Origin of the sequence: Streptomyces sp. NPDC004610, from assembly GCF_040609715.1 — a bacterium.
Lineage (GTDB): Bacteria > Actinomycetota > Actinomycetes > Streptomycetales > Streptomycetaceae > Streptomyces.
The window spans coordinates 105,469-131,094 of sequence record NZ_JBEXLA010000003.1; the positions used below are offsets into that span (position 1 = coordinate 105,469).

The window sequence follows — 25,626 nt, forward strand, 5'->3', positions numbered from 1 at the left end:
CTGACCGTTCGATCCCGCCACACGCACGTTTGATCACTTCATCGCGCTCCCGGCAACCGCTCCAGCGCTTCCGCCACATCGATCTCGCGTGCGAGATCGGTGAGGGCGCGGGCCATCACCGACTCGAGCCCGCGCGCCACGGTGACCAACCCCACGGGCACCGTCCGCGCGGGCTCGACCAGCGGCACCGCTCGCATGCCGTGCGGCACACCGCACCCATACAGCCACGCGTGCGGCACGACACTCGCCCACTGACCCGTTCGGACATGCGCGAACAGCGTCCCGGCCGAGTCCGTCTCGACCCGCGGCTCCGGCCGCAGCCCGGCCTCGGCGAACAGCCCGTCCACCGTCCGGCGGCCCTGCATCGCACCGGTCAGCAGACACAGCGGCAACCGGGACGCCTCCGCCCAGGTGACGGTCGGCCGCTGCCCCACCCCGTCGGAGCCAGCGGTGAGCAGCACATACCGCTCGTCGTACAGCGGAACCTCTCGGAAGCCCTCCGGCAGATACGTCAGCCCCGCCTCCAGCTCGAAATCACGCAGCTGCCGGAGAATGTCCCGCGCCTGCATATCCGCGCTGACCTCCACGGTCACCAGCGGATGCGCCACGCAGAAGGGCCCGGTCAGCAGCGACACCGACCCGGACGCCGTCGGTACGGAACCGATCCGCAGCCGCCCGCCCAGGCCCGTGCGCAGCGCGTCCACCTCGTCCCTGAGGGCGTTCCGGTCGGCCAGGATCCGCTGGGCCCAGACGACGATCCGCTCACTCTCGGCGGTGAGCCCCTCGTACTTGCGGCCCCGTCCGACCAGCGGCACACCCAGCTAGTCCTCCAGTTTGCGGACCGCCTCGGACAGCGCGGGCTGGGAGACATGGCACAGTTCGGCGGCACGGGCGAAGTGACGCTCGCGGGAGAGCGCCACAAGGTATTCGAGTTGACGGAAGAGCACGTCACGGGTCTACCTGACAGGGCAGAACCGGGGCCACTCCGGCAGGCGTGGGCTGCCTCACGCTCCGAAGGGGGCCGCCAACAAGGGGACCCGGGCCCCACGGCTGCCCTGCGCCCCGCCCCGCCCCGGTCGGCGGACGCCACCTGTCCCCGGCGCAGGCCCCGTACACCCTCCCTGTGCCGAATCGCGTCCCCTGGACCCCTGTGGAATCGTGGAAGCCCTGGGCCGCCGGTAGCGCGTCGGGGTTGCTGAGGAGGGCGGATGTCCGGACGGCGGTGAAAGGGTGAGTGTGAGTGAACGCTCCACAAGACGATCAGGACGGCCCCGGAACCGAACACGAACAGAGCGGTTCTGCCCCGCGCGCGGCATCCGGACCGGCACTCGGATGAACCACGAGAGCGGCGGCTTCGACTGCCCCGGCTGTGCCTGGCCCGATGACACCAAGGGCCTGCACCTGGACATCTGCGAGAACGGCATCAAGCACGTCACCTGGGAGATGACCCCCAAGCGCGTGAACCGCGTGTTCTTCGCCGCGCACTCCGTCGGTGAACTCTCCGGGTGGACCGACTTCGACCTGGAGGACCAGGGGCGCCTGACCGAGCCCATGGTGTACGACCCGGCCACCGATCACTACGTCCCGATCAGCTGGCAGAACGCGTTCGATCTGATCGGACGAACATTGCGCACCTTGGACAACCCCCACCAGGCGTCGTTCTACACCTCCGGTCGGCTCGGCAACGAGGCCACCTTCCTCTACCAGCTCATGGCCCGAGAACTGGGCACGAACAACCTCCCCGACTGCTCGAACATGTGCCACGAGGCCAGCGGTCGCGCTCTCACCGCGTCCCTGGGCACAGGCAAGGGCACCGTCGACCTCAAGGACTGGGAAGCCACCGAGGCCCTGTTCATCATGGGCGTGAACGCGGCCTCCAACGCGCCCAGAATGCTCACCGCGCTCGCCGAGGCGTATCGGCGTGGCGCGCAGATCGTGCACATCAACCCCCTGGTGGAGGCGGCGGCCACCCGGACGATCGTCCCGCACGAGTTCATGGACATGGCCACCTTCCGCTCCACCCGCACCAGCACCCTGAACCTGCAACCGCGCATCGGCGGCGACATGGCCCTGATCCGCGGTATCGCCAAGGCGGTACTTGAACAGGCCAAGACCGACGCGAAGGCGCTCGACCAGGAGTTCATCGACCGCACACCAGCGGCTTCGACACCTACCGCTCGCTGTGCGAGGAAACCCCCTGGGAGCAGATCGAGCACCAGTCCGGCCTGGGCCGCGACCGCGTCCTCGAAGCGGCGCGCGTCTACCGGGACGCTGATCGTTCGATCATTAGCTGGTGTCTGGGCATCAGTCAGCACGAACACGGCGTCGACACCGTTCGGGAGATCGTCAACCTCCTTCTGCTGCGCGGCAACCTAGGCCGGGAGGGCGCCGGTCCCTGCCCCATCCGCGGCCACAGCAACGTCCAGGGCAACCGCACCTGCGGAGTCGATCACCGGCCCGGCGACGCCTTCCTGGACCGGCTGGCCGAGGTGTGTCACATCGATCCGCCCCGCGCACACGGCCTGGACACGGTCCGCACGGTCCAGGCCATGCACCAGGGCGACGTGAAGGTGTTCTTCGGCATGGGCGGCAACTTCGCCCTCGCCGCACCCGACACGCCGTACACGTACGCGGCCCTGCGCAAGTGCGAACTGACCGTTCAGATCAGCACCAAGCTCAACCGCAGCCACCTGGTTCACGGCAGGCAGGCGCTGATCCTGCCGTGCCTGGGCCGCACCGAGAAGGATCAGCAGCGCCGAGGCGTCCAGAGCACCTCGGTCGAGGACTCGATGAGCATGGTGCATCTCTCGGTCGGCATGAAGCGGCCCGCCTCGAAGCACCTGCTCTCCGAGCCCGCGATCATCGCCGGCATGGCCCGCGCCGCCCTCCCGGACAGTACGACGCCCTGGGAGTGGTACATCGAGGACTACGACCGGATCCGCGACACCATGGCCCAGGTCCTCGACGGCTTCGAGGACTTCAACCGCCGCGTCCGCCTCCCGCTCGGCTTCCGGATCAAACAACCGGCCCGCGAACTGGTCTTCCGCACCCCCTCGGGACACGCCGAGTTCTCCACCGCGCCCCTGCCCGACATCGTCCCGGCACCCGGAACACTGTCCCTCAGCACCATGCGATCACACGATCAATGGAACACGACCATCTACTCCGCAAACGATCGATACCGCGGAGTCAAGAACCTGCGCACCCTTGTCTTCATGAACAAGGACGACATGCGCGAACGCGGCCTCGCCGAGTTCGACCCGGTCGACATCACCAGCACCGCGAAGAACGGCAGCCACCGCCACCTCCGCGACTACCTGGCGATCCCGTACGACATCCCGCGCGGCTGCGCGGCCGGGTACATGCCGGAGATGAACGTTCTGGTGGCGATCGACGACTACAGCGCACAGAGCGATCAACCGCTCATGAAGCACCTGAAGGTCACGATCGAACCCGCCGCACCCTGAGCCGTACGGCCACGCCCACCCGCGTCCCCAGACGCGATGGCCTCGCACCTTCCTGTCCCGCCCCCAAGCCCGGATGCCTGCGGGCGACGTCCTACTCCTGGTCGGGCCGCACGATCACCACAGGACAGGCCGCGTGCTGCGCGCACCGCTGACTGACCGATCCCAGCATCGCCCGCGCGAAACCGCCCATGCCCCTGCGCCCCACCACCAGCAGATCAGCCCCCTGCGAGGCGCGAATGAGCACCTCGGAGGGATCACCCTCCACGAGAAGCTCCCGTAGTCCGGCCGGGTGATCGTCAGCGAACACACTGTGCAGTTCCTGCGTGAACCGCTCATGGGCCTGTTCGAGATCGAATTCCGGATCGATCGCGGGCCCGGTCCAGCCCGACGACGACGGCGTGTCCCAGGCGTACACGGCCTCCACGATCGCCCCGGTCGTCCGCGCGTACCGGGCCGCCCAGCGCAGCGCGGCATGCGACGTCGGTGACCCGTCCACCCCCACGACCACCCGACCGACCGGTTCAGAGGAATCCATGACCACGCCACCTCGCTCAGCGTCGATGCATCTCCACATCAACGCTGCCCGCACCCCCCGGCATGCGCCAGCCGGGGCATTCCGACCGGGCACTGCCGCAGCGCCAGCCACAGCCTGAGCCCTTCCGAGGGTGCTGCACGGCATACACCAGATCGACGCCGACCGCCCCTCGTGCCTGCCTGCGGCCTCACTCGGCCGCCCCACAGATAGGGATCGCAGCGATCGACCGACCGGTACCCCGGACGCGACGCGCCTACGAACCCGGCCATTGTGACGATGCCGACCGCCGGTGCCGCAAGCCCTCCCCTGTACGACGGTCTCTTGCCCCGCGCTCCGAACACCTCAGCCGGGCGCCTGTCCCGTCGAGCCCCGTACCACCAGCTCCGGCTCGAAGAGCAACTCGCCCGGCGGTACATCGCCGCCCTGGATCTGCGTACTCAGCAACTCGACCGCAGCCCGCCCCATCGCCTCGATCGGCTGGCGAACCGTTGTCAGAGGCGGCTCGGTGCAACTCATGAACGCCGAGTCGTCGTATCCGACCACCGAGACCTCGCCCGGCACCGAGAGTCCGCGCCGCCGCGCGGCCCGTACCGCACCCAGCGCCAGCGGATCGCTCGCGCAGATGATCCCCGTGACGCCCTGGTCCAGCAGCCGAGCTGCTGCGGCCTGGCCGCCCTCCAGAGAGAACATCGTCCGCTCGACATGCTCCCCGGGCAGCTCCCGTCCCGACTGCCGCGCGGCCTCCTCGGCCGCCGCGAGTTTGCGCTGCGACGGCACATGATCGATCGGGCCCAAGACCAATCCGATCCGCTCATGACCGAGCGATTCCAAGTGCCGCCACGCCTGGTCAACCGCCACGGCGTCGTCGCAGGCCACACAGGGGAAACCAAGATCGATGATCGCTGCGTTCACCAGCACGACCGGGATCATTCTCTCGGCGAGCAGTTTGTAGTGATCGTGAGGAGCCTCCGCCTGCGCGAACAACCCGCCGGCGAACACCACCCCAGAGACCTGCTGCTGAAGCAGCAACTCCACATAGTCCGCCTCGGAGACACCGCCCTTGGTCTGGGTGCACAGGACCGGCGTCAGCCCCTGCTGCGCCAGCGATCCACCGATCACCTCGGCAAGCGCGGGGAAGATCGGATTCTGCAACTCGGGCAGGACCAGACCGACCAGACGGGCGCGTTCACCGCGCAACTGGGTGGGTCGTTCATATCCGAGCACATCGAGAGCGGAGAGCACCGACTGCCGGGTGGTCTCGGAGACTCCCGGTTTCCCGTTCAGCACTCGGCTGACCGTGGCCTCGCTGACCCCTACTTTCCTGGCCACCTCGGCGAGTCGTCGCGTCATGCGCGCAACATTAGTGCAGGCCGCGCCGACCAAAGCCGCCGTCGCTGTGAGCGGCCCAAGTGAACACCGCGATCTGTCCAAACGAACAACCCACCCGCGCCGGGCCTCTGGCACCGCCCCGGCACACGATCAGCCTCCCCTGATCGCCTGATCCTCCGAATCGACTGAACGGCTCGCCGCGACCAAAGTTGAGGCCGGGTAGACCATCGGCCGACGACACCCCGGACTCCAGCGCCCAGACTCGACCGGACATGCAGCAGCGATACGCACAGCCGGGGGGACGGGGCAGATGAACATCGCCAAGCGCGAACAGAACAAGAAACCCGAAACAGACACGGAAAGAGACACGAAGCCCGGCACGGACGACGGCATCACAACCGTCATCGCGGAGTCGCCCTGGGCCATCGTGCTCGTCTGCATCGCGTGCGGAGCAGTCGGTGGCTGGTTGATCACCCTGCTCGCCGACTGGCTCACCACCCTGCGCTGGGCACCACTGAAGAGCCCGGCCGAACTCCTCACCTCGATCCCGGAACCGGGCCTCACCCTCGGAGCCATCGCCGTCGGTGCGGCACTCGGCCTCCTGGTCGGTGTCATCGGCTTGCACGAGTCCCTGACCGTCCACATCTCCCGCAGCCGCGTGACCTTCAACATCCGGGAAACCACCGATACGTTCACCCGCGACCGGATCGGCATGGCCGTACGGGACGGCAAGCACTTGGTCCTGCTCGCCCCGAACGGAATGGAGATCGCTCGGGAACACAGCGGCCTCCGCTGGCAACAGGTGGCCGACACCTTCACCGCACACGGCTACACCTGGGCCGACACAGACCCGTACCGGGACGCCTTCCGCCGCTGGGTCCCCGGCACTCCCGGCCTCCCCGCCGGCGCGGACGCCCTCCTGGTCGCCCGCGCAGCGACACGCAAGAGCGACGACACCAAGGACGCCCGCGAACTCCGCCTTGAACTGCTCCGCCTCGGCGTGGTCGTACGGGACGACGGGAAACGGCAGTACTGGCGGACACCGAGCTGAGCCGCGCCTGCGAGTGGGCCAACTCGGCTGTCGGTCTGCCCAACGGGCCCGATGTGCCCACACGACGTCAGCGCACACGGACGACCGTTTGCTCGATCACCTTGCCCGTGATCATCCGATCAGCTTCGATCCCGAAACTCATCCCATACCCCGCGCCCCGTGCGCGGTCCCTCCCGAAGCATCACACCCCCTTCCGCAGCGCCCGCGTCACCCGATCCCCCGCTTTCGGCATCAGCGGCCGTGCCGCGGAGATGCCGATCTGGCCCGCCAGCTCATGCGCGCAGAGATCCACTGATTCCGCGAACGCATCCATGCCAGCCCGCCCACGCCGGACGCCGATCAGAGCCGCTGCCAAGGCGGGCAGGACGGCGGGGGGCAACCACCAACAGACGAGGAGTAGATAGGTCACGGTCCAGGCGGTCAGTCGAGCGGCGGCACCGTACGTCGCGGGCGGCGCGCAGCTCCGCGCGGGCGGTGTTGGGAATGTTCAGCCGCAGCCTGGGCCACGCGGCATCGAGATCGAGTCCGTACGCCTGGCTCTGTATCGCCCTCGCCCCGCCAGTCTTGGCCGTCCTGCCGACCACACCGAACCTCCCCGACCTCCCCGGCGTGACCGCCGAAACCACGCCCCTCACTAGGCACCGCCCCGGCAGCCGCGTTCTGACCTCCGACAAGGCGGTGCGACGCACCGTGCTCGCCGCGCTGTCCGATCACCTCTGGCTTCACTTCGGTCGCCAAACGATCAGCGACACGGACGCGCTCGACGGAAGCCGCATGCTGCTCCATGACCACCTCGAACATCCCCGCAGTCTCCCCGACATCGCCCCGCTCCATCTGCGCGACGCCTGGCTTGCCGATCTGTCGGTATGTGAGACGACCCAGGCCCACCGGGCTCTCGCCGACGAGTCCGTCCACCTCACGGACAGCTTCCTCATCGCCGGACACAAACATGTCGTCGGCACCCTGTGAACCGCCGACGACTAGGCGTCCGCCCCTATCGTCACCGCCTTCTACACCTCCCTCCTGAGCTACGACACGCCGACAACCCCCGCCCAAGCCTTCCACATGGCCGTAGGCGCGGAACGTGCCCGCTACCCCGACACACCGACCCTGTGAGCGGCGACAACACAGCTGCACGCGGGCGCGTAGACGGCGCCTCGGCCGACCACGGTAGGGCGGATGCTGGACAGCGTTGGGTCCTCGTCATCGGGCGTCGTCTGTTCGACATCACCAATGGCGGGGAGGGTAGGCGGCCGACCGGGGACCATCTGGTCGTCGTGTCCCACCGACCGAGGCCCGAGGGCTGGCACCCCAACGCGCCGTACCACTTCGTAGACGGCGTGCCCCGTGCGATCGAGAAGGCCAAGGACCTCGACGACGGACGCATCGTCAGCGTGGCGGCCGGTGACGTCGGCGGGCCAGCGCCTCGCCCCCGGCTTGGTGGACGAGGTGGCCATGGACGTCACCCCGGTCGTCCGCGGCTCCGACAAGCGCTCCTTCGGCTCCTCCGACACCGAACAACTCCCAGACGACCTGCACGTGATCATCCAGGGCGATCGGGTGATGCACCTCGTGTACGGGGTCCGCCGGCAGGGCGCTTCTGATGGACCTCCACAGCGTCGCGACGCCCGGCACTTACCAGGAGCGGTGGGAATGGTCATGGCCCCTACGGCGCGTGGAGCACGGATGATGGCACTCGCACTCGCACCCCAGCGCTCCCGGAGGCCCGTATGACCATCCCAGCCCGTGACCTCCCCCTCTCCGGCATCACCGTCGTCTCCGTCGAACAGGCGGCGGCCGCCCCCTACGCCACCCGCCAACTGGCCGACCTCGGTGCTCAAGTGATCAAGATCGAACGACCGGGCGAGGGGGACTTCGCCCGCCGCTACGACACCACCGTTCACGGCGAGTCGAGCTACTTCGTCTGGCTGAACCGCTCCAAGGAATCGATCACACTCGACCTCAAGTCGGACCGGGGCCGCGAAGTACTGGAACGCCTCCTCGCCGGAGCCGACGTGTTCGTCCAGAACCTGGCCCCGGGAGCCGCCGCCCGCCTCGGCCTGGACGCGCCCTCGCTCGCCGAACGCCTCCCCTCCCTGATCACCTGCACGATCACCGGCTACGGCTCCACCGGACCATGGGCCCACCGCAAGGCGTACGACCTGCTCATCCAGTGCCAGACGGGCCTGGTCTCGCTCACCGGAAACGAACACGGTCCCGCCCGCGTGGGAATCTCGGTCGCTGACATCGCCGCCGGAATGTACGCCTACTCAGGCATCCTCACCGCCCTGTTCACCCGAGCCACCACCGGCGTGGCACGGGCGGTCGAGGTGTCTTTGTTCGAAGCGCTCGCCGAATGGATGGGCCAGCCCGCCTACTACACCCGCTTCGGCGGCACCCAACCGCCACGCATCGGCACCCAGCACGCCACGATCGCCCCCTACGGCACCTTCACCAGCGCCGACGGCAACGACGTACTGCTCTCCATCCAGAACGAACGTGAATGGACCTCGCTGTGCGAGCGATTCCTCCTGCGCCCGGAACTCGTCCATGACGAGCGTTTCGCCACCGGCTCCGATCGTGTGTCCCACCGCACCGAACTGAACACGATCATCGCCGAGCGATTCGATCAGCTGACGAGCACCGAGGCGATGCACCTGCTGGACGCCTCCGGCATCGCAAACGCCGGCGTGAACGACGTCATGGACTTCCTGGCCCACCCGGTGCTCGCGGCCCGGGACCGCTGGCGCGACGTACCCCTCCCCGACGGCACCCCCGTCCCCGCCCTCCTGCCCCCGGTCGACCTGACCGGCACGCGCCCGCGCATGGACGCCATACCGGGCGTGGGCGAACACACCGACCGGATCCTCACCGGCCTCGGCTACGACACCGCCGCGATCGAGCGCATGCGTACCGATGGAGTGATCTGACGCCCGGACCGATCAATCGTCCACCCACCGAAGAAACGAAACGCCCCGCAGTCCGCCTCTGACCAGCACCGCCACCCTGCTGCGATCCTGACGGTCGCAGGTTCGCCGTCCAGGGAGGTACCGCATGCCCGATCCGTCCGTCCTCGCCTCGCTCGTCTCCGGACTGACCAGTGGATCGATCCGGATCGTCGATCTCACCTCGCCGCTCTCGTCCTCGACCCCGATCATCCAACTGCCCCCGGAATTCGGTCAGACCGCGAGGTTCGAACTGGAGGAGATCAGCCGCTACGACGACCGAGGCCCGGCCTGGTACTGGAACAACTTCCGCACCGGTGAACACACCGGCACCCACTTCGACGCCCCGAACCACTGGGTCACCGGCAAGGATCTCCACGACGTCGCTTCTGTTCCCGCGAGCAGGCTGATCGCCCCCGCCGTCGTGCTCGACTTCACCGCCGAGGCCGCGGAGGATCCCGACTTCCTTGTTGAGGTCGACCATGTGAAGGCGTGGGAGGCGGACCATGGACCGCTGCCCCGAGGAGGCTGGCTGCTGCTTCGAACAGGCTGGGATGATCGTTCGGACACGCAGGAGTCTTTTTTGAATGCGGACGAGAACGGCCCCCACACCCCCGGCCTGTCCGCGGAGTGCGCCCGCTGGGTGGCCCAGGAGTCGCCGGTGATCGGCCTCGGCGTGGAATCCGTCGGCACCGACGCCGGACGGGCCCACTCCTTCGACCCCGCCTTCCCCTGCCACTCCTACCTCATGGGCAGTGACAAGTACGGACTGACCCAGCTGCGAAACCTGGCCACACTGCCACCGACCGGCTCCGTCGTCATCGCCGGACCCCTGCCCATCGTCACCGGTTCCGGCGCCCCCGCGCGCGTACTGGCCCTGGTGGAGGGCTGGTGAAGGTCGCGGAGGCAGTGGGCCGCACCCTCGCCGCAGCCGGTGTGGACCATGTATTCGGCGTCGTCGGCTCCGGCAACTTCCATGTCACCAACGCCCTGATCGCGGCCGGCGCCCGCTTCGTCGCGGCCCGCCACGAGGGCGGCGCCGCGACCATGGCCGACGCGTACGCGCGCATGAGCGGCCGTGTCGCGGCGCTGACCGTCCACCAGGGACCGGGTCTGACCAATGCCCTGACCGGGATCGCCGAAGCGGCCAAGAGCCGTACTCCGTTGATCGTGCTGGCCCCGGAGGCGACCGAACCCCGTTCGAACTTCTACGTCGACCAGGAGGCCCTGGCCCGCGCGGTGGGTGCGACCACGACCCGGATCACTTCGGCGGACGATGCTGTGGCGCAGACCCGCACAGCGATCCGTACCGCCGTGATCGAACGAACAACCGTCCTGCTCCAACTGCCCCTCCAGATCCAGCCCCTGGACGCCCCGGACACGGCCCTGCACCGGACCACCCCACTGCCCACCCGTGACCCGATCGCCCCCACGGACACGGACATCACCTCGCTGACCGAACTCCTTGCTCAGTCCCAGCGTCCGGTCTTCGTGGCGGGAAGAGGCGCACGCGGCGCCGGCGCCCGGGACGCCCTGGTGGGCCTCGCCGACCGGTACGGTGCCCTGCTCGCCACATCGGCCGTCGCCCGCGGCCTCTTCCACGGCAACCCCTGGTCCCTGGACGTCTCCGGCGGCTTCGCATCGCCTGTCACAGCCGAACTCATCCAGGGCGCCGATCTGATCGTCGGCTGGGGCTGTGCGCTGAACATGTGGACCATGCGCCACGGCACGCTGATCGGTGCGCAGACGAACGTCGTTCAGGTCGATGACGATCGTTCCGCGCTCGGTCGGCACAGGACGATCAATCTGGGCGTCACCGGCGATGTAGAACTCACCGCGCACCGCCTACTGGAACCAGACGCCGCATCCCGGCAGGGCTACCGGACCACGGCCGTCGGCGACTCCATCGCGTCCCGCGTCCGCTGGCGCGATGTGCCGTACGACGACACGAGCACCGACGATCGGATCGATCCCAGAACGCTCAGTATCGCTCTGGACGATCTGCTCCCGGCTGATCGGGTGATCGGTGTGGACTCGGGCAACTTCATGGGCTATCCGAGCATGTACCTCTCAGTGCCGGACGAGAACGGCTTCTGCTTCACCCAGGCATTCCAGTCGATCGGCCTCGGCCTCGCCACCACCATCGGTGCTGTGCTGGCCCGCCCCGACCGCCTTCCGGTGGCGGCCCTCGGGGACGGCGGGGCACTCATGGGCGCCGCCGAGTTCGATACCGTACGCCGCCTGGGACTCCCCATGGTGGTGATCGTCTACAACGACGACGCCTACGGCGCGGAGGTCCACCACTTCGGACCCCATGGATTCCCCCTGGAAACGGTCGAGTTCCCGCCGACCGACATCGCCGCGGTGGCCCGGGGCCATGGCTTCGACACGCTCACAGTCCGCATGCTCGACGATCTCAAGGGCGTGGGGAACTGGCTCACCGGGCCGCGGTCCTCACCCCTCCTCATCGACGCGAAGGTGACCCGCGACCGGGGCGCCTGGTGGCTGGAGGAGGCGTTCCGTGGCCACTGAACACCTTGCCGGTGTTCGTTTCGCGCGCAGTGTGTACGAGGCACAACCATTCGGCGATACCGGGTGTCCAAGTACACATCCCAATATCGCCCTCCCTAGGGGGATGTCATGGCACGTACGAAGAGAACTGTGCTGGCCGCGCTCGCGCTCATGGGCGCCGCCTCTGTCGTGGCGGCCACGCCGGCCGCCGCGGCCGGAGCCTCCACACCGTCCACACAGACCGCGTGCTCCACCGGCTGGGGCAGCTCCGACAAGACCGGTACCGCCACCACCACCGCGTCGCTGACGAACGTCAGAACCGGCACCCACGACTGCTACGACCGCATGGTCGTCGACGCCCCAGGTGCGGGCGCAGGCCTCGGCTACTCCGTCCGCTACGTGGACCGGCTCTACCAGGACGGAACGGGCCGCCCGATCGCCGTCGGCGGTGGCGCCGTGATCGAGGTCCGAGTGGGCGCACCCTCCTACGACCCTCAAACCGGCAGCCCCACGTACCCCGGGCGTGTCGCCCAGCCGCTGCCCGGTGTGAACCTCACCGGCTACCCCACCTTCAAGGACACCCGCTTCGCCGGGAGCTTCGAGGGGGACACCCAACTCGGCCTCGGCGTAAGGGCACGGCTGCCGTTCCGTGTCCAGGTGCTCAACGACCGGATCGTGGTGGACGTCGCCCACAACTGGACCGGCGCACGCTGAGGCGGATCCCCATAGAGCATCACATGGAGTGATGAACGTTTGATTATTTGCGCAGAAACGTTCATCTCCGATCATTCGGGCACTAAGCTCGCTGCTCCATCCGATGGACAAGGCGAAGGAGCCCGGATACATGCATGCCGAAGAGAGGCACCAGGAAATTCTCGAATGGCTGCATGAGCGAGGCACCATGCGGGTCACGGAGATGGCCCACGAACTAGGGGTCGCCGCGATCACCATCCGCCGCGATGTCGAGGCACTGTCGAAACGCGGACTGCTCACCCGGGTCCACGGCGGCGCCGTCCTGTCCGAGCCCCGAGGGCGGCGCACGACCGTCGTATCCGACACATCGGCGCTGGTCCAGGCCGCCGGCGGCCGTGAGCTCGTCATCGGCCTGGTGGTCCCGGCCGCCGACCACCACTACCCCGAGATCATCAAGGGCGCACGTGAAGCCGCCGCCGAGCGCGGGATCCGCCTCGTGCTCGGCATCTCGCAGCACAACGCGGAGCACGAGCGCTCCCAGGCCCGCCGCATGCTGGAGGACGGCATCAACGGGCTGCTGATCACCCCCTGCGGCCCGGTCACCGCGGAGAGCTGGCTGACCGGTCTCGACATCCCCTGCGTACTGATCGAACGCCACGCGGACGACGACACATGGGAAGCCGATCGCGTCGTCACCGATCACGCCCACGCCGCACGCATCGCCGTCCGGCACCTCGCCGAGGGCCGCCCTGAAGTGATCGCCCTGGTGCTCGGCGACGACACCCCGCACGGCAAATTGATCCTCAAGGGCTACCTCGAAGGACTCACCGCCATCGGCTGGATCCCCGACGACGCGACGGTCTACCGGCTGCCGTCGCCGAGTAGCAAACCCGCCGAACGCGAACGCATGCTCGCGGACTTCGTGGAAAAGGCACTGGACGGCGAGATGGGCGCCCTGTTCGTGCACAACGACCATGACGCGATCGTCATCCTCCAGCGCCTTCGGGCGCGCGGGGTGGAGATCCCGGACCTGTCCATGATGGTGGCCTACGACGACGAGGTGGCCGCACTCGCCGACGTCCCGCTGAGCGCCGTCGCCCCGCCAAAACACGCCGTGGGAGCCGCCGCCGTCGACCTGCTCGTACGCCGTCTGGTCGATCCGGAGCGCCCGCCCCACCACCTCTCGATCCTTCCGAAGCTGAAGGTGAGGGCATCGAGCACGCGGGGATAGCGAACGACCTGCGGAAGCCAACCCGAGCATGCGCGAACGAACATCTGAACAGCCAAACAAACAGCAGATGATCGCTCTCGCATCGCTTGAAGGCTTCTCAAGGCCCCCGCCTTCCACCTCCTTACGGTTCTCCGCCGTGCCCACTTGACCTCAAGGATGATTGAGGTTCTACCGTCCACGGCATGAGCATGGAAACCACCGCCTGGTCCCAGTTGCAGAGCGTCATGAACGCCCAGCAGGGGCGCCGGCCCCTCGCCCGCGCCACCCTCGCCCGGGTCGCCGTCTTCGCCCGTCCACACCGCCGCCGGATCACCCAGTTCGTCCTGCTCGGGGTGGCCACAGCGCTCCTCGCCGTGGCCACCCCCGTCCTGGCCGGGCGAGTGGTCGACACGATCGTCTCCGGCGGCGAGGCCGACACCGTCGTGCACCTGGCCCTGCTCATCGCGCTCATCGCCGTGACCGAGGCCGCGCTCGGACTGCTGGGCCGCTGGTTGTCCGCCACGCTGGGCGAAGGACTCATCCTCGACCTGCGCACCGCCGTCTTCGACCATGTGCAGCGCATGCCGGTCGCGTTCTTCACCCGCACGCGCACCGGCGCGCTGGTCAGTCGGCTGAACAACGATGTGATCGGTGCACAGCGGGCCTTCAGCAACACGCTCTCCGGAGTCGTGAGCAACATCGTGACCGTTCTGCTCACCCTCGCCGTGATGCTCACCCTCTCGTGGCAGATCACTCTCCTCGCGCTGGTACTGCTCCCGGTGTTCGTGGTGCCCGCCCGGCGGATGGGCAGGCGCATGGCCCGGCTCCAGCGCGAGGCGGCCGACCTCAACGCGTCCATGGGAACCCGGATGACCGAACGTTTCTCCGCGCCCGGCGCCACCCTGGTCAAACTGTTCGGACGCCCCGAGGAGGAGTCGACGGAGTTCGCCGTACGCGCCCGCCGGGTCCGGGACATCGGCGTACGGACCGCCATGGCGCAGTCCGCGTTCATCACCGCCCTGACCTTGGTCTCGGCCCTCGCGCTCGCCCTCGTCTACGGCCTGGGCGGCTGGTTCGCCCTGCGGGGCACACTGGACGCGGGTTCCATCGTCGCCCTTGCCCTCCTCCTGACCCGCCTCTACGCACCCTTGACCGCTCTCGCCGGAGCGCGCGTCGAGATCATGAGCGCATTGGTGAGCTTCGAGCGCGTTTTCGAGGTACTTGATCTGAAACCGCTGATCGAAGAAACAACCGATCCGCGCGCGGTTCCGGACGGACCGGTGTCGGTGGAGTTCGACGATGTTCGTTTCGCCTATCCGGCCGCCGACAAGGTCTCCCTCGCCTCCCTGGAAGAAGTGGCCTCCCTCGACACCCGCGGCGGCGCCGAAGTCCTGCACGGCGTCTCCTTCCGCGCCGAACCCGGCTGGACCGTCGCCCTCGTCGGCTCATCCGGCGCCGGAAAGTCGACCATCGCCGCACTGCTCCCTCGCCTGTACGACACCGACGAGGGTGCCGTCCGCATCGGAGGCGTCGACGTCCGTGACCTGAGCGCCGGCTCCCTGCGCGAAACGCTCGGCATGGTCACCCAGGACGGCCACCTCTTCCACGACACCGTCCGCGCCAACCTCCTGCTCGCCCGCCCCGGCGCCACCGAGGACGAACTGTGGGACGTACTGGGCCGCGCCCGCCTCGACACCCTCGTACGCTCGCTGCCCGACGGCCTCGACACGGTCGTCGGTGAACGCGGCTACCGACTCTCCGGCGGCGAACGCCAGCGCATGACCATCGCGCGCTTGCTACTGGCCCGGCAGCGCGTGGTCATCCTGGACGAGGCCACGGCTCACCTGGACAACACCTCGGAGGCAGCGGTCCAGGAAGCACTCACAGAGGCACTGGAGGGACGCACGGCCGTGGTGATCGCCCACCGCCTCTCCACCGTACGGGCGGCGGATCTGATCCTGGTCGTCGAGGACGGCCGGATTGTCGAGCGCGGCACACACGAGCAACTGATCTCAGCGGATGGACGATACGCGGAGTTGCACCGCACACAGTTCAAAGAACCGCTGGAGGTCGACACGGTGGCGTAGGCGTCGAACGGTCGATCACATGATCACTCTGTGATCGAAGCCTTGTCGTCGCCGTCTCGCTCGTTGAGCGCCGCCACCCCGCCCTGGGCGTCGCCGAGCGTCGCGTAGTCCACCGCGACGAAGTTCACCGGTCGGCCCCGCTCACGCTCACACGCGAGTGCACGACCGATCACGAACTGACCAGCGTTCACCTCTCCCGCGTCCGGCCGACTCCCACCATCGATGGTGACGAAGTGATTCAACAGGAACAACCGCTTGTCCGCGCCCCCGCGATGCGGCGCACAGGACATCTCGGGGTCAGGACGGGGCGTATGCACGAGATCCTGCAGCCCGGCTTCCTTGATGGCCTGCACGGTCTCGTCACCCGTGATCGCATCCTGAATGATCAGGGTGACGACATCATTCGGATGATCACGCATCCAGGCACCGATCTCCCGCAAGGTCGGTACCAAGGGAAGCGCCCCGGGACGGCACACGGAGTAGCACAGCCAGAGGCCCTCCCCAGGCGGATTGAACGTGTCTACAGCACAGGTGATCAGTGCGCGCTGCTCGGCCATGAAGTCCGACTGCTCAAGCCGCTCCGCGATCTGCTCGGACCGCTCCCACCGGTAGGTGTCGATCTTTAGCGCCCGCACACCGTCATTAAGTTGCGCCGTGATGTTCGGGTCCTGGAGAGGACCGGTGAATCGATCAGCGGTTGTCGACATCGCATTGTGGGACGTCGCATAGGCGATTTCGTCGTGCGGCCGATCGCGCAACTCCTCGCTGCCCTGACGCTTGCGCTCCGCCGAAGGGCTCACGGCGACCGGCACCGTACGGCACCCGCTACGGCCATCACGGTCGCCGTCGCCGCCACGGTGCGCGGCCGGACCTGTGACAGCACCTCGGACATTCGCGGGCGGGCGATGAGCAGTCAGCCGACTCCGGTGAGGAGCACCCCCATGGCCACTGGTACGGCAGCCGTCCACAGCCCCGTCTCCGTGAACCGGTCGAACGCCGCACGCTGTACGTCCCAGACCAGACGTGCGGCACTCGGCGGCCAGGTAGCCGGAGAGTTGATCAACCGATCATTGCAGGGCATTCGTACAAGAACGATCACGAGCGCGGACAGCGTGCCGCCCGCAGCAAGCGGTCGGCCCAGCGTCATCAAGCGGGCCCGGACGCCGCCGGTCCCCGGAGCCACAGCACCGCCAGCGAATCGATGAGCAGTGCACCGGCCAGTCCTTCGACGAGCCCCAGCCTGAGCCGCGAGTACGACCGGACTTCGTGCATGGCGTTCAGATTGTTCTTGTTCGTTTCAGGTATCGAGTGAGATCTCTTTGCGTGTCACCCGCAGTGCCGCGCAGATCGATCACTGCGTCGCCGGTCCGTCCGGCCAGGACCTCGGGTGCCACCACCGCGAGTGCGGTGCCGATGTCACCGTTGGCCAGAGCGACCTCGACCTCGGGCCGGACAGCCTCCCGTCGCTGGGCAGGCATCGTCTGCAGCACTGCCTGGGCGGCCTCGTCGGCCTGCTCCGCGGAGAGCGGCACCACGGGAAGTCCGCTGGGGGCGCCCGTCCGTCGACCAGCTCACCCAGAGCCACCGACAACTCGGCCGTGAGCCTGTCGAAATCCGGCTCGTCCTGCCCCTGAAGCCCAGCGACCAGGTCCCCGAAGTAGATGTGGGACAGGTCCTCGACATTGGCCAGCACCGCACTGATGTCCACGGTGAGGACCAGCGTGTCACGGTCACCGTTCAGATAGCCGACGAGTGCCTGGATCTGCTGATGGGTCAGCGCCCTGAGCGCCGCCGACGGCAGCACCAGCTTGATGTTGGACGTCACCGCCGCCTCCGGTACCGGCAGGCCGGCGAGCAGATCACGGGTGACGGCGGTGTCCCGCGGATCGACCAAGACTTCGTTGTCGTACACCGCCTGCTCGTCAACAGTACGGCCTGATGCCGGGGGAGAGCACGGTGCCGCGCAGGGTCGCCGCCGTGGCCAGGGCCGCCGCACAGACGACAGCCACGGCGAAGGCCACGGATGAGTACCGTCCGCTCGGCGGTGATCGCCCCAGTCCTCACCACACGCCTCAGCTCTGCCTTCCGCCACGCCCGCCGACGACGGATGTCACGGGCCGGATTTCTTCGGCCAGTGACAGTGAGGGCTCCGGGCCTGGCACGCCCCGACCGTGCCCCCGTCACCGCGGTGAGTGAATCGGGCGCCGCGCGGTGCCCGCCCCGGAAGTGATCAACCGCGCGGCGATTGGTTCTCAGGCGCCCGCCGCGCACCGATCCCGGGCGGCGTCAGTCGTGCGGGCCGGGCGCCTCCGCCCGCTCGGCGTCCCGCTGCTTGAGACGGGCTGCCTCCTTGCGCACCTCTGCCTGCGTCTCCTGTTCCTTTTCCAGCCACGCCGGCCGTTCCTGCTTGAGTGTTTCGATCTGTTCACTCGTGAGCGCTTCGGTCACACCACCCCGCGCAAGACCTGCGATCGACACACCGAGCTTGGCCGCGACCACCGGACGCGGGTGCGGGCCGTCGCGTCGCAGGTCGCGCAGCCACTCGGGCGGATCGGCCTGGAGTTGGTTCAGCTCGGCGCGCGAGACCTCGCCCTGCTGGAACTCGGTGGGGGTGGCCGGGAGATACACACCCAACTTCTTCGCCGCGGTCGCGGGCTTCATCGTCTGGGCGGTCTGGTGCGACTTCATGCTGTCCAGACTATCCGCCGGACACGAGACATCTGGTCACGGCCGGTAGCCTGGCGAGGTGACAGGCTCCGAGACCCCCTCCGCGTTCCGGCTCGCTTACGTCCCCGGGGCGACGCCCGGCAAGTGGGTGCGGATCTGGAACGACCGGCTGCCCGACACGCCTCTGACCCTGCTCGCCGCGCCAGCCGCTGAAGCCTTCGCCATGCTGCGCGACGGCCAGGCGGACGCCGGGATCGTTCGGTTGCCGGTTGATCGAACGATCTTCAGCGCTATTCCGCTCTACACCGAAACAACGGTCGTCGTGGCGCCGAAAGATCACTTGATCACGGCAGTCGACGAAGTCTCGGTCGACGATCTCACCGATGACGTGGTGTTCCACCCCTTGGACGACGTCCTCGACTGGGCCGCGCTGCCCGGCAAGCCCGCGATCGAACGCCCCGCCGCCACGGAAGACGCCATGGAGCTGGTGGCGGCGGGCGTGGGTGTCCTGATCGTTCCGCAGTCGCTCGCCCGGCTCCACCACCGCAAGGACCTCACCTACCGCCCGCTCCTCGACGCCCCCCAGTCCAGCGTCGCCCTCTCTTGGCGCGAAGACTCCACGACGGAGCTGGTCGAGGACTTCATCGGCATCGTGCGCGGCCGGACGGTCAACAGCACCCGCGGTCGATCCAAGCCCGAACCACAGCCCAAGGAGAAGCGCACCGAAGGCGGCGGAGCGGGACAGCGCAAGGCAGCGGCGAACAAGAAGCCCGCTGGCGGAAAGAAGCCGACAACTGCCCGAACGCGGGGTGGTTCGACCACTGGAGCAAAGCGCGGACGCCCCCGCCGCCATTCCTGATTCCTGCCGACGCCGGGCAGGCAGGCGTCTGACGGAGCGCCCTCACACCGCCCACGCCCAGACGAGCATCACGAGGCCAGGCCGGGTCGGAAAACGAACATGGGGCCGGAAACGAACATCGACTGGGAAACCCCCATCAGTCCCAGAAAGGGACATCAACCCCGGAAACGAACACCAGCCCGCCCATTGATCGCGCAGGTCGCGCCCGGCGCGAGAGGACCAGTCAGCCAGCCGCTCACGACCCCAGCACCGACCCCACAAGCCACCCGTACGCGTCCCGCGCAGTGAACTCCGTCTGACCGCCCCGCACCAGCAGCCCGGCCGTCGCGAACTCCGGGGCATCCGCCTGGGCGGCGACATACGGAATGGCGATGCAGTGCATCCCGGCGGCATGCGCGGCGACCGCTCCGGGGGCGGCGTCCTCCACCACCACGCAGTCGGCGGGGTCCCTGCCCAGTCGGCGTGCGGCCTCCAGAAAGACATCCGGTGCGGGCTTGCCGTGGTCGACCTCGTCGGCGGACACCAGGGTGTGCAGATGAGCGTCCAGGCCGGTGCCGGCCAGCACTGCCTTGATCGCCTCGATCGACGAGCCGGACGCCACCGCCATGGGAACTCCTTCAGCGGCCAGCAGCCCCACGAACTCGCGCATCTCGGGGTACGCGCGCGTAGAGGTCCGAGCGAGGTCCAGATAGATGCGGTTCTTCTCGGCGAGCAGTTCGTCGACCGACGCTGTGAGCCCGTACCGCCGCTTCCAGTCGGTGACCGTCTCCAGGGTGCTGATACCGACGTACTCCTCGTGTTCTGCCCAGGAGAAGGCAGGTACGCCGTGGGCGGCAAGCACCTGTCGGCCGGCCTCGTAGTAGTTCGGCTCGCTGTCCACGAGCGTTCCGTCGAGATCGAAGACGACCGAGAAGCCGGAGAGGGTGCTCATACGACCAGCATGCCAAGAAGGAGTGACCGGTCGGCCATCGGGTGATCGTTTCCAGATCGATCAGGCCAGCCCGCACTGTGCTCAGTCGATCATTTGCGCACCGAGCGGCCGATTGATTCGACCAAGGGCAGAAGCCGATGCGGCACTCGTTCGCGCAAGGCCACCTCAGAGCGGGTCCGGACGACCCCGGGGAGACTGATCAGCTTCTGGATGACGTCCTCCAGGTGGGCGTTGTCCCGCGCCACGACCCGGGTCAGCAGATCCCCGCCACCCGTGATCGAATGTGCCTCCACGATCTCCGGGACCGCCGCCAGAGCTTCCCCCACGTCGTCCAGATGACCCTGAGTGACCTCGATGTGCACAAACGCGAGCACCGGGTGACCGAGCGCGGACGGGGACAGGGCCGGACCGGTGCTGGTGATCACTCCATCCCGTTCGAGCCGGTCCAGGCGGGCCTGAAGCGTGCCGCGGGCGACACCGAGGATCCGGGCGTACTCGCGCACGCTCGTACGCGGTTGCTCCAGTAGTAGCCGCAGAATGCGGGTGTCCAGTTCGTCCACGGTCATGACACCGATCCTCCTTGTCGATCTCCGCTGAATCCGCCAACGGCAGCTCGGTCGATCCGTACGCCCCGCCCTCGAGCATGGACCGTTGGTCTGCTTCTGGACGGGCTTAGGCGCAGAATCTTGGACCAATGGCTCAGTCATCAGGATGTCGATTGAGCCACTGATGTGCGAGATGTTCTCATGGTGAGGTCGATGGCGCTGCGTACCTCCGCGGCGCCTTTGTCATGCGCGACTGTTCGCCACGGGCCGGACGGGCGCACTGGTGATCCGGGTTCCGTTGTTGTTCGTTCCGCGTGTTCGTTCTGCGCGCTCATGCGAAGCGCTTATGCGATGTGCTCGCTCGATCAAGTCGGCCAAGGGTAGGTGGCAGTGCTGAAGACGGTGTTCGTGGCACCGGATCCAGGGCGGATACGGATGCGCTTCGCCCTACGGGCGGTGCTCGGCATCGGTCTGGCGGTCGTCGTCAGCGGACTTGCCGGAAACTCCCTGGTCGGAGCCGTTACCGGGGGGCTTGCCGCGCTGCTCGCCCTCTTCACCGTCACGGACTCCACCGTGCGCGATCAATCGATCACAACCGCGCTGCTCCCGGTCATCGGGCTGCCTGTGCTCGCCGTGGCGGCCGTGCTGCACGACCGGCCCGTGGCGCGCGATCTCGTCTTCCTCGCGATGGTCGGTGCCGGCGTCTACGCCCGTCGCTGGGGCCCGCGCGGGCACAGCCTCGGCGTGTTCGCCTTCATGACCTACTTCATCGCCCAATTCCTGCACACCACCCCTGGTCAGTTGCCGGAGCTGTACACCGCAATGCTCCTGTCCGTACTGGTCGCGGTGGCTGTTCGCTTCGGCCTTTGGTGCTACGAGCGCCGCCTCCCACCGGTCCCCGCACCCGCGCCGCTCGACGGGACCGGACTCGGCCGGATCACCACCCGCCAGGCAGTCCAGGCGACGCTCGGCGCCAGCTTCGCCCTGGTCGTGGGGCAACTGGTGTCGGGGGAGCGCTGGTACTGGGCGGTCGGCGCCACCTGGTGGGTCTTCGTGAACACCACCTCGCGCGGCGAGACGCTGGTCCGCGGATTCCGGCGCGTCCTCGGCACGGTTCTCGGGATCGGACTCGGCCTGCTGATCGCTCTCCCGCTCCACACGGAGCCGGTGCCTACGGCCGTTCTGCTCACCGTATGCGTGTTCGGAATCTTCTACACGGCCGCCGTTTCGTACACCTGGATGGTGCTCTCGGTGACGCTGCTCGCCTCACTGCTCTACGGTCTGCTCGGCATTCTCGATCCCGCTCTCCTGGCCCTGCGGCTGGTCGAGACGGGTGTGGGCGCGCTGGGGGCCGTTCTCGCCGTGCTGTTCGTTCTCCCGGTGACCACGCACGCCGTCACGGACGCGTGGATCCAGCGCGCCCTGCGCTCCGTGCACGCCTCGACGGCGCAGGCCGCCGCACGGCTCGCCGGCGACCCGGACGCCGATCCGGCGCCGCGCGTGGCGGAGCTGGAACAGTTCCTGGGGCGTGTCCGGCTCGCCCTCGCCCCGCTCGTGCACCCGCTGAACCCCATGCGCAGCCGCAAGCGACGGGCCCGCCGGGTGATCGACCTGCTCGACGACTGTGCGCGCGAGATCCGTGGCCTCGTCGCCGTCGCGGCGGACCCGGAGGCATCGCACGACGCCCGCCTGGCAGCCGCGTGCTGGCGGGTGGAGGCCGCCGTGGAGGCGCTGACCGGTGGGCCGGAGGAACGGTTCACGCACGTGCCCGAGCCGCACGTGGACGCCCCCGCCCTCGCACACCTGCACGGGCTGGAACGCGCACTGGCGGAACTCGCCGCGCCCTTGCGCGCGCCCTCCGGTTCGCCTCTGGTCGGCACCTGATCGAACGCTCAGATTGAACCGAACCGAACGGCTCGATCGTTCTGCCGAAGGACCGAGGCGAACGATCAGGGCGAATGATCAGGATCAGGCCGAACGCTGAGCGTGAAACGAACAAGGTCAATCAGAAGGTCAATCAGACCGAGAGCAATCAAAACGAGGCCGGACAGAACTGCAACGGGCAGAACCCTCACAGGCAGAATCAGTGCGACCAGAACCAGTGCGCACAAATCCAGGGTGAACACATCCCCCGCAGAGCCGGGCATGCCGAAGCACCACATCGGCCGACAGGGCCGCCCTGCTCCCCGGCGGATGTTCCCCAGCCCGGGACGAGCAGCCCCGCGCCAATCATCAGGCCCTTGGTCTAGACCGCAGGAGATCGACTGCTACCGTCACCCCGGACGGCACAGCCACCGAGAGGGGACAGCGGTGACACACGGCGGCAGAGGGAAGCGGGCGTTCATCGGGACGTTCACGGCGGCCGGCGGACCCGGCGTGGTGACAGCGGCCGTGGATCCGCGCGACGGAGCGCTGACGGTGCTCAGTGGCGTGGACGGTGTCGCCGACCCGTCGTTCCTCGCTCTCGCGCCCACCGGCGACATGCTCTATGCCGTCAGCGAGACGGCCGAGGGCGCCGTGGCCGCGTACCGCGTCGACGGCGACACCCCGGAGCTGGCCGGACCGCCCGTTCCCGTCGGAGGCAGTGGGCCCACCCACCTCACCGTGCACGCGGGCCACGTGCTGACCGCCAACTACGGCTCCGGCAGCGTCAGCGCGGTGCCGGTCCGTCCGGACGGCACGCTCGCTCCGGCCGCGTCCGATGTGTTCACGCACTCCGGCGCGGGCCCGTACACGCCCCGCCAGCAGGCGCCGCACGCCCACCAGGTGCAGCCCGACCCCAGTGGCCGCTGGGCCGTCAGTGTCGACCTCGGGACCGACTCCGTCCGGGTGTGCACACTTACCGACGGCCGTCTCGCCCTGCACCGCGAGATCGCGCTCCGCCCCGGTTCCGGCCCGCGCCACCTGGCCTTCCACCCCGGTGGCACGCATGCGTACATCGTGAACGAGCTGGCCCCCACCGTCACCGTCTGCCGCTGGAACGCCGCTGACGGCTCGCTCAAGCCCCTCTCCGAGGCCCCGCTGCTGCCCGGCACACCGGACGGCGACGCCTACCCCTCCGGGATCGTCGCCGCGCCGGAAGGGCGGTTCGTATGGGCCGCCACGCGCGGGGCGGACGTCCTGTCCGTGCTGGCCGTCGACGAGGACGAACTGAAGCTGGTCGGGACAATCCCCTGCGGGGGCCACTGGCCGCGCGCGATCAACGAGTCCGGGGGCTTCCTGTACGTCGCCAATGAGCGTTCCGGCGACGTGACCTGGTTCGTTCTGGACCCGTCCACCGGCGTCCCGAGCCGCGCGGGCTCCATCCGGGTCCCCGCCGCGTCCTGCGTGATCTTCGACTAGACACCCACCGGCTCTGCTCAGTCGCCCCCCGTCCGCCCGCCCGGCCCCACCGTGGCCTCGGCAGGCGAGGCCCTCCCCATGTGCACGCTTCAGGCCCGGCCTGACCCTCCTCCACGCGACACCCGGGCACCCTCGAACCCACCGAACGACACCGCGACACGCCCGAGCGACCGCCAAGCGCCCCCGTATGCCCGACACATAGGCGCGCCACGCACCCAAAGCACCACCACTCGCAACGCGCCGACCCGCACCGACACGCCGACACGACCCACGAGCGCACCACCCCCAACTGACCGACCCCGAAGACGCCAAAGGGCCCGCCCCACACAAGGAGCGAGCCCGATCAACATCCCTGCACGGCCGACCGCCGCCGCCGACACGCCGAATCACCGTCTCCAGTGACACCCGGCACGGGCATGAGCGCGAGCACGGTCGTGCGGGGCGCGCTCACCGCACCGGTGCCCCCTGCGACTGCTGCGGCGCGATACCCAGCGCCGTCGTGTACTTGGCCAGCGCCAGCTTGCCGATCGCCGGGTAGGGGCCGAGCGCCTCGGCGGCGGCGCACCCCGCCTCCTCCGCGGCGGCCTGGATCAGCGTGGCGTCGATCTCCGGGCCGATCAGGTACGGCGCCAGCGCGAGTTGCTGCGAGCCCGAGGTGCGCAACTGCTCGGCGATTGCCGCGATCGAGCCCTCCTCGTCGAGAGCGGCGGCCATCACCGGCACGGCGAGCCGCGCGGCCAGCAGCATGCCCGTGATCCCGGCCGCCTGCACGGCCTCCTCGCCGCCCACGGACGCCAGGATGATGCCGTCCGCCGCGGTGGCCACCGTGAACAGCCGGGCGCGGTCGGCGCGGGCCAGACCGGCCTCCGACAGCCGTACGTGCAACGCCTCGGCGAGCAGCGGGTGCGGGCCCAGCACATCGGTCAGCTCCGCGGCGACCTTGCTGTCCATGACGGCCTGCCGGACCTGGCGCAGCAGCGCGTTGTCCGGACCGGCCAGAAGCGGTACGACGACCGCTACGGCCCCCTCGGGCTCCTTGACCTCCAGGCCGGCCGCCAGGGCCTGCTCGTAGCGCGCGGCGCGCTCCGCGGCGGCATGCGCCAGTACGGCCCGCAGCGACGGGAACTCCGCGTCGTCGCCGTCCAGGTAGCCGATGCGGGCGTCCAGACCGGGCAGCTCCGAGCGCGCGATGCTCACGATTTCCTCGGCGAGCCCGCGGGTGGCGGCACTGGGTGTCCCGGGAACCGCGAGAACGAGGGCGGGCGCGCCCTCGGGAGCCGCGAGCGGCTCGGGGCGGCGGTGCCGTCCGGGCTGGCGGGGGCGCGGCATTCGTACGGGTAGGCCGGGTGCGGGCCCAGTGGAGGAACTCATGGCGCCGCATGTTACTGGCTTCCTGGGCTCCCCTGTTCGGGGAGGGTGCAGGTGAGCGGTATCCGTCCGGTTTTGTCTGATGA

General features: G+C 68.7%; 20 protein-coding genes and 3 pseudogenes. 13 read left to right on the top strand and 10 right to left on the bottom strand.

Annotated elements, in window-relative coordinates:
• Positions 1–38 precede the first annotated feature (38 nt).
• A pseudogene (locus ABZX40_RS04555) lies at positions 39–947 on the bottom strand (LysR family transcriptional regulator).
• A gap of 385 nt (positions 948–1,332) precedes the next feature.
• Here ABZX40_RS04555 and ABZX40_RS04560 point away from each other — a divergent pair.
• Positions 1,333–3,467, top strand: a pseudogene (locus ABZX40_RS04560) (FdhF/YdeP family oxidoreductase).
• 91 nt (positions 3,468–3,558) lie between these two features.
• Here ABZX40_RS04560 and ABZX40_RS04565 read toward each other — a convergent pair.
• Positions 3,559–4,002, bottom strand: coding sequence for a universal stress protein (locus tag ABZX40_RS04565; RefSeq protein WP_355737100.1), 444 nt, complete (start codon positions 4,000–4,002; stop codon positions 3,559–3,561).
• Between the two features lie 342 nt (positions 4,003–4,344).
• Positions 4,345–5,352 carry a LacI family DNA-binding transcriptional regulator gene (locus tag ABZX40_RS04570; RefSeq protein WP_355737102.1) on the bottom strand — a complete coding sequence of 336 codons (1,008 nt, stop codon included), beginning with the start codon at positions 5,350–5,352 and terminating at the stop codon, positions 4,345–4,347.
• Between the two features lie 289 nt (positions 5,353–5,641).
• Here ABZX40_RS04570 and ABZX40_RS04575 point away from each other — a divergent pair, with 289 nt between their 5' ends.
• From ABZX40_RS04575 to ABZX40_RS04615, 9 genes and pseudogenes are all read left to right on the top strand, one after another.
• Positions 5,642–6,382 (top strand): hypothetical protein, encoded by a 741-nt coding sequence (locus ABZX40_RS04575; protein ID WP_355737105.1) that lies wholly within the window; start codon positions 5,642–5,644, stop codon positions 6,380–6,382.
• Positions 6,383–6,622: 240 nt separating this feature from the next.
• Positions 6,623–7,351, top strand: a complete 729-nt coding sequence (locus ABZX40_RS04580; protein WP_355737108.1) for a CHAT domain-containing protein — start codon at positions 6,623–6,625, stop codon at positions 7,349–7,351.
• A gap of 230 nt (positions 7,352–7,581) precedes the next feature.
• Positions 7,582–7,972 (top strand): annotated as a pseudogene (locus tag ABZX40_RS04585) (dihydrofolate reductase); the annotation flags it as partial.
• 140 nt (positions 7,973–8,112) lie between these two features.
• Positions 8,113–9,312, top strand: coding sequence for a CaiB/BaiF CoA-transferase family protein (locus tag ABZX40_RS04590; protein WP_355737111.1), 1,200 nt, complete (start codon positions 8,113–8,115; stop codon positions 9,310–9,312).
• 124 nt (positions 9,313–9,436) lie between these two features.
• Positions 9,437–10,222, top strand: a complete 786-nt coding sequence (locus ABZX40_RS04595; protein WP_355737114.1) for a cyclase family protein — start codon at positions 9,437–9,439, stop codon at positions 10,220–10,222.
• Positions 10,219–11,859, top strand: a complete 1,641-nt coding sequence (locus ABZX40_RS04600; protein WP_355737117.1) for a thiamine pyrophosphate-binding protein — start codon at positions 10,219–10,221, stop codon at positions 11,857–11,859. Before ABZX40_RS04595 ends, ABZX40_RS04600 begins: the two co-directional genes overlap by 4 nt.
• A 108-nt stretch (positions 11,860–11,967) precedes the next feature.
• Positions 11,968–12,552, top strand: coding sequence for a hypothetical protein (locus ABZX40_RS04605; protein ID WP_355737119.1), 585 nt, complete (start codon positions 11,968–11,970; stop codon positions 12,550–12,552).
• 130 nt (positions 12,553–12,682) lie between these two features.
• On the top strand, positions 12,683–13,762 hold the full coding sequence (locus ABZX40_RS04610) for a substrate-binding domain-containing protein (protein ID WP_355737121.1): 1,080 nt from the start codon (positions 12,683–12,685) through the stop codon (positions 13,760–13,762).
• Positions 13,763–13,950: 188 nt separating this feature from the next.
• Positions 13,951–15,828, top strand: a complete 1,878-nt coding sequence (locus tag ABZX40_RS04615; RefSeq protein ID WP_355737351.1) for an ABC transporter ATP-binding protein — start codon at positions 13,951–13,953, stop codon at positions 15,826–15,828.
• Between the two features lie 23 nt (positions 15,829–15,851).
• Here ABZX40_RS04615 and ABZX40_RS04620 read toward each other — a convergent pair whose 3' ends face one another.
• The 4 genes from ABZX40_RS04620 to ABZX40_RS04635 all read right to left on the bottom strand — a co-directional run bounded on the left by ABZX40_RS04620 (position 15,852) and on the right by ABZX40_RS04635 (position 18,516).
• Complete coding sequence (locus ABZX40_RS04620) at positions 15,852–16,628, bottom strand: hypothetical protein (protein ID WP_355737124.1); 777 nt, start codon at positions 16,626–16,628, stop codon at positions 15,852–15,854.
• Positions 16,629–16,974: 346 nt separating this feature from the next.
• A complete protein-coding gene (locus ABZX40_RS04625; protein ID WP_355737127.1) occupies positions 16,975–17,100 on the bottom strand; it encodes a hypothetical protein in 126 nt (41 codons plus the stop codon).
• A gap of 79 nt (positions 17,101–17,179) precedes the next feature.
• Positions 17,180–17,740, bottom strand: coding sequence for a hypothetical protein (locus ABZX40_RS04630; RefSeq protein ID WP_355737130.1), 561 nt, complete (start codon positions 17,738–17,740; stop codon positions 17,180–17,182).
• Between the two features lie 374 nt (positions 17,741–18,114).
• Complete coding sequence (locus ABZX40_RS04635; protein WP_355737132.1) at positions 18,115–18,516, bottom strand: DUF5997 family protein; 402 nt, start codon at positions 18,514–18,516, stop codon at positions 18,115–18,117.
• Positions 18,517–18,574: 58 nt separating this feature from the next.
• Here ABZX40_RS04635 and ABZX40_RS04640 point away from each other — a divergent pair, with 58 nt between their 5' ends.
• Positions 18,575–19,354 carry a LysR family substrate-binding domain-containing protein gene (locus tag ABZX40_RS04640; RefSeq protein ID WP_355737135.1) on the top strand — a complete coding sequence of 260 codons (780 nt, stop codon included), beginning with the start codon at positions 18,575–18,577 and terminating at the stop codon, positions 19,352–19,354.
• Positions 19,355–19,589: 235 nt separating this feature from the next.
• Here ABZX40_RS04640 and ABZX40_RS04645 read toward each other — a convergent pair whose 3' ends face one another.
• Positions 19,590–20,285, bottom strand: a complete 696-nt coding sequence (locus ABZX40_RS04645; RefSeq protein WP_355737137.1) for an HAD family phosphatase — start codon at positions 20,283–20,285, stop codon at positions 19,590–19,592.
• A gap of 89 nt (positions 20,286–20,374) precedes the next feature.
• Positions 20,375–20,851 (bottom strand): Lrp/AsnC family transcriptional regulator, encoded by a 477-nt coding sequence (locus ABZX40_RS04650; RefSeq protein ID WP_355737140.1) that lies wholly within the window; start codon positions 20,849–20,851, stop codon positions 20,375–20,377.
• Between the two features lie 369 nt (positions 20,852–21,220).
• Here ABZX40_RS04650 and ABZX40_RS04655 point away from each other — a divergent pair, with 369 nt between their 5' ends.
• Together ABZX40_RS04655 and ABZX40_RS04660 are read left to right on the top strand one after the other, a co-directional pair.
• Positions 21,221–22,714 (top strand): FUSC family protein, encoded by a 1,494-nt coding sequence (locus ABZX40_RS04655; protein ID WP_355737354.1) that lies wholly within the window; start codon positions 21,221–21,223, stop codon positions 22,712–22,714.
• A gap of 426 nt (positions 22,715–23,140) precedes the next feature.
• Positions 23,141–24,172 (top strand): lactonase family protein, encoded by a 1,032-nt coding sequence (locus ABZX40_RS04660; RefSeq protein WP_355737142.1) that lies wholly within the window; start codon positions 23,141–23,143, stop codon positions 24,170–24,172.
• 447 nt (positions 24,173–24,619) lie between these two features.
• On the opposite strand, the gene ABZX40_RS04665 is transcribed toward ABZX40_RS04660, so the two are convergent.
• Positions 24,620–25,543: a hypothetical protein gene (locus ABZX40_RS04665; protein WP_355737145.1), complete on the bottom strand. Its 924-nt coding sequence runs from the start codon at positions 25,541–25,543 to the stop codon at positions 24,620–24,622.
• Between the last annotated feature and the right edge of the window lie 83 nt (positions 25,544–25,626).

Coding starts and splice junctions, on each gene's coding strand:
- ABZX40_RS04605 (WP_355737119.1), top strand. CDS start 11,968: ATGGCACGTACGAAGAGAACTGTGCTGGCCGCGCTCGCGCTCATGGGC.
- ABZX40_RS04635 (WP_355737132.1), bottom strand. CDS start 18,516: ATGAAGTCGCACCAGACCGCCCAGACGATGAAGCCCGCGACCGCGGCG.
- ABZX40_RS04565 (WP_355737100.1), bottom strand. CDS start 4,002: ATGGATTCCTCTGAACCGGTCGGTCGGGTGGTCGTGGGGGTGGACGGG.
- ABZX40_RS04615 (WP_355737351.1), top strand. CDS start 13,951: ATGGAAACCACCGCCTGGTCCCAGTTGCAGAGCGTCATGAACGCCCAG.
- ABZX40_RS04570 (WP_355737102.1), bottom strand. CDS start 5,352: ATGACGCGACGACTCGCCGAGGTGGCCAGGAAAGTAGGGGTCAGCGAG.
- ABZX40_RS04650 (WP_355737140.1), bottom strand. CDS start 20,851: ATGACCGTGGACGAACTGGACACCCGCATTCTGCGGCTACTACTGGAG.
- ABZX40_RS04645 (WP_355737137.1), bottom strand. CDS start 20,285: ATGAGCACCCTCTCCGGCTTCTCGGTCGTCTTCGATCTCGACGGAACG.
- ABZX40_RS04575 (WP_355737105.1), top strand. CDS start 5,642: ATGAACATCGCCAAGCGCGAACAGAACAAGAAACCCGAAACAGACACG.
- ABZX40_RS04625 (WP_355737127.1), bottom strand. CDS start 17,100: ATGCACGAAGTCCGGTCGTACTCGCGGCTCAGGCTGGGGCTCGTCGAA.
- ABZX40_RS04595 (WP_355737114.1), top strand. CDS start 9,437: ATGCCCGATCCGTCCGTCCTCGCCTCGCTCGTCTCCGGACTGACCAGT.
- ABZX40_RS04590 (WP_355737111.1), top strand. CDS start 8,113: ATGACCATCCCAGCCCGTGACCTCCCCCTCTCCGGCATCACCGTCGTC.
- ABZX40_RS04610 (WP_355737121.1), top strand. CDS start 12,683: ATGCATGCCGAAGAGAGGCACCAGGAAATTCTCGAATGGCTGCATGAG.
- ABZX40_RS04665 (WP_355737145.1), bottom strand. CDS start 25,543: ATGAGTTCCTCCACTGGGCCCGCACCCGGCCTACCCGTACGAATGCCG.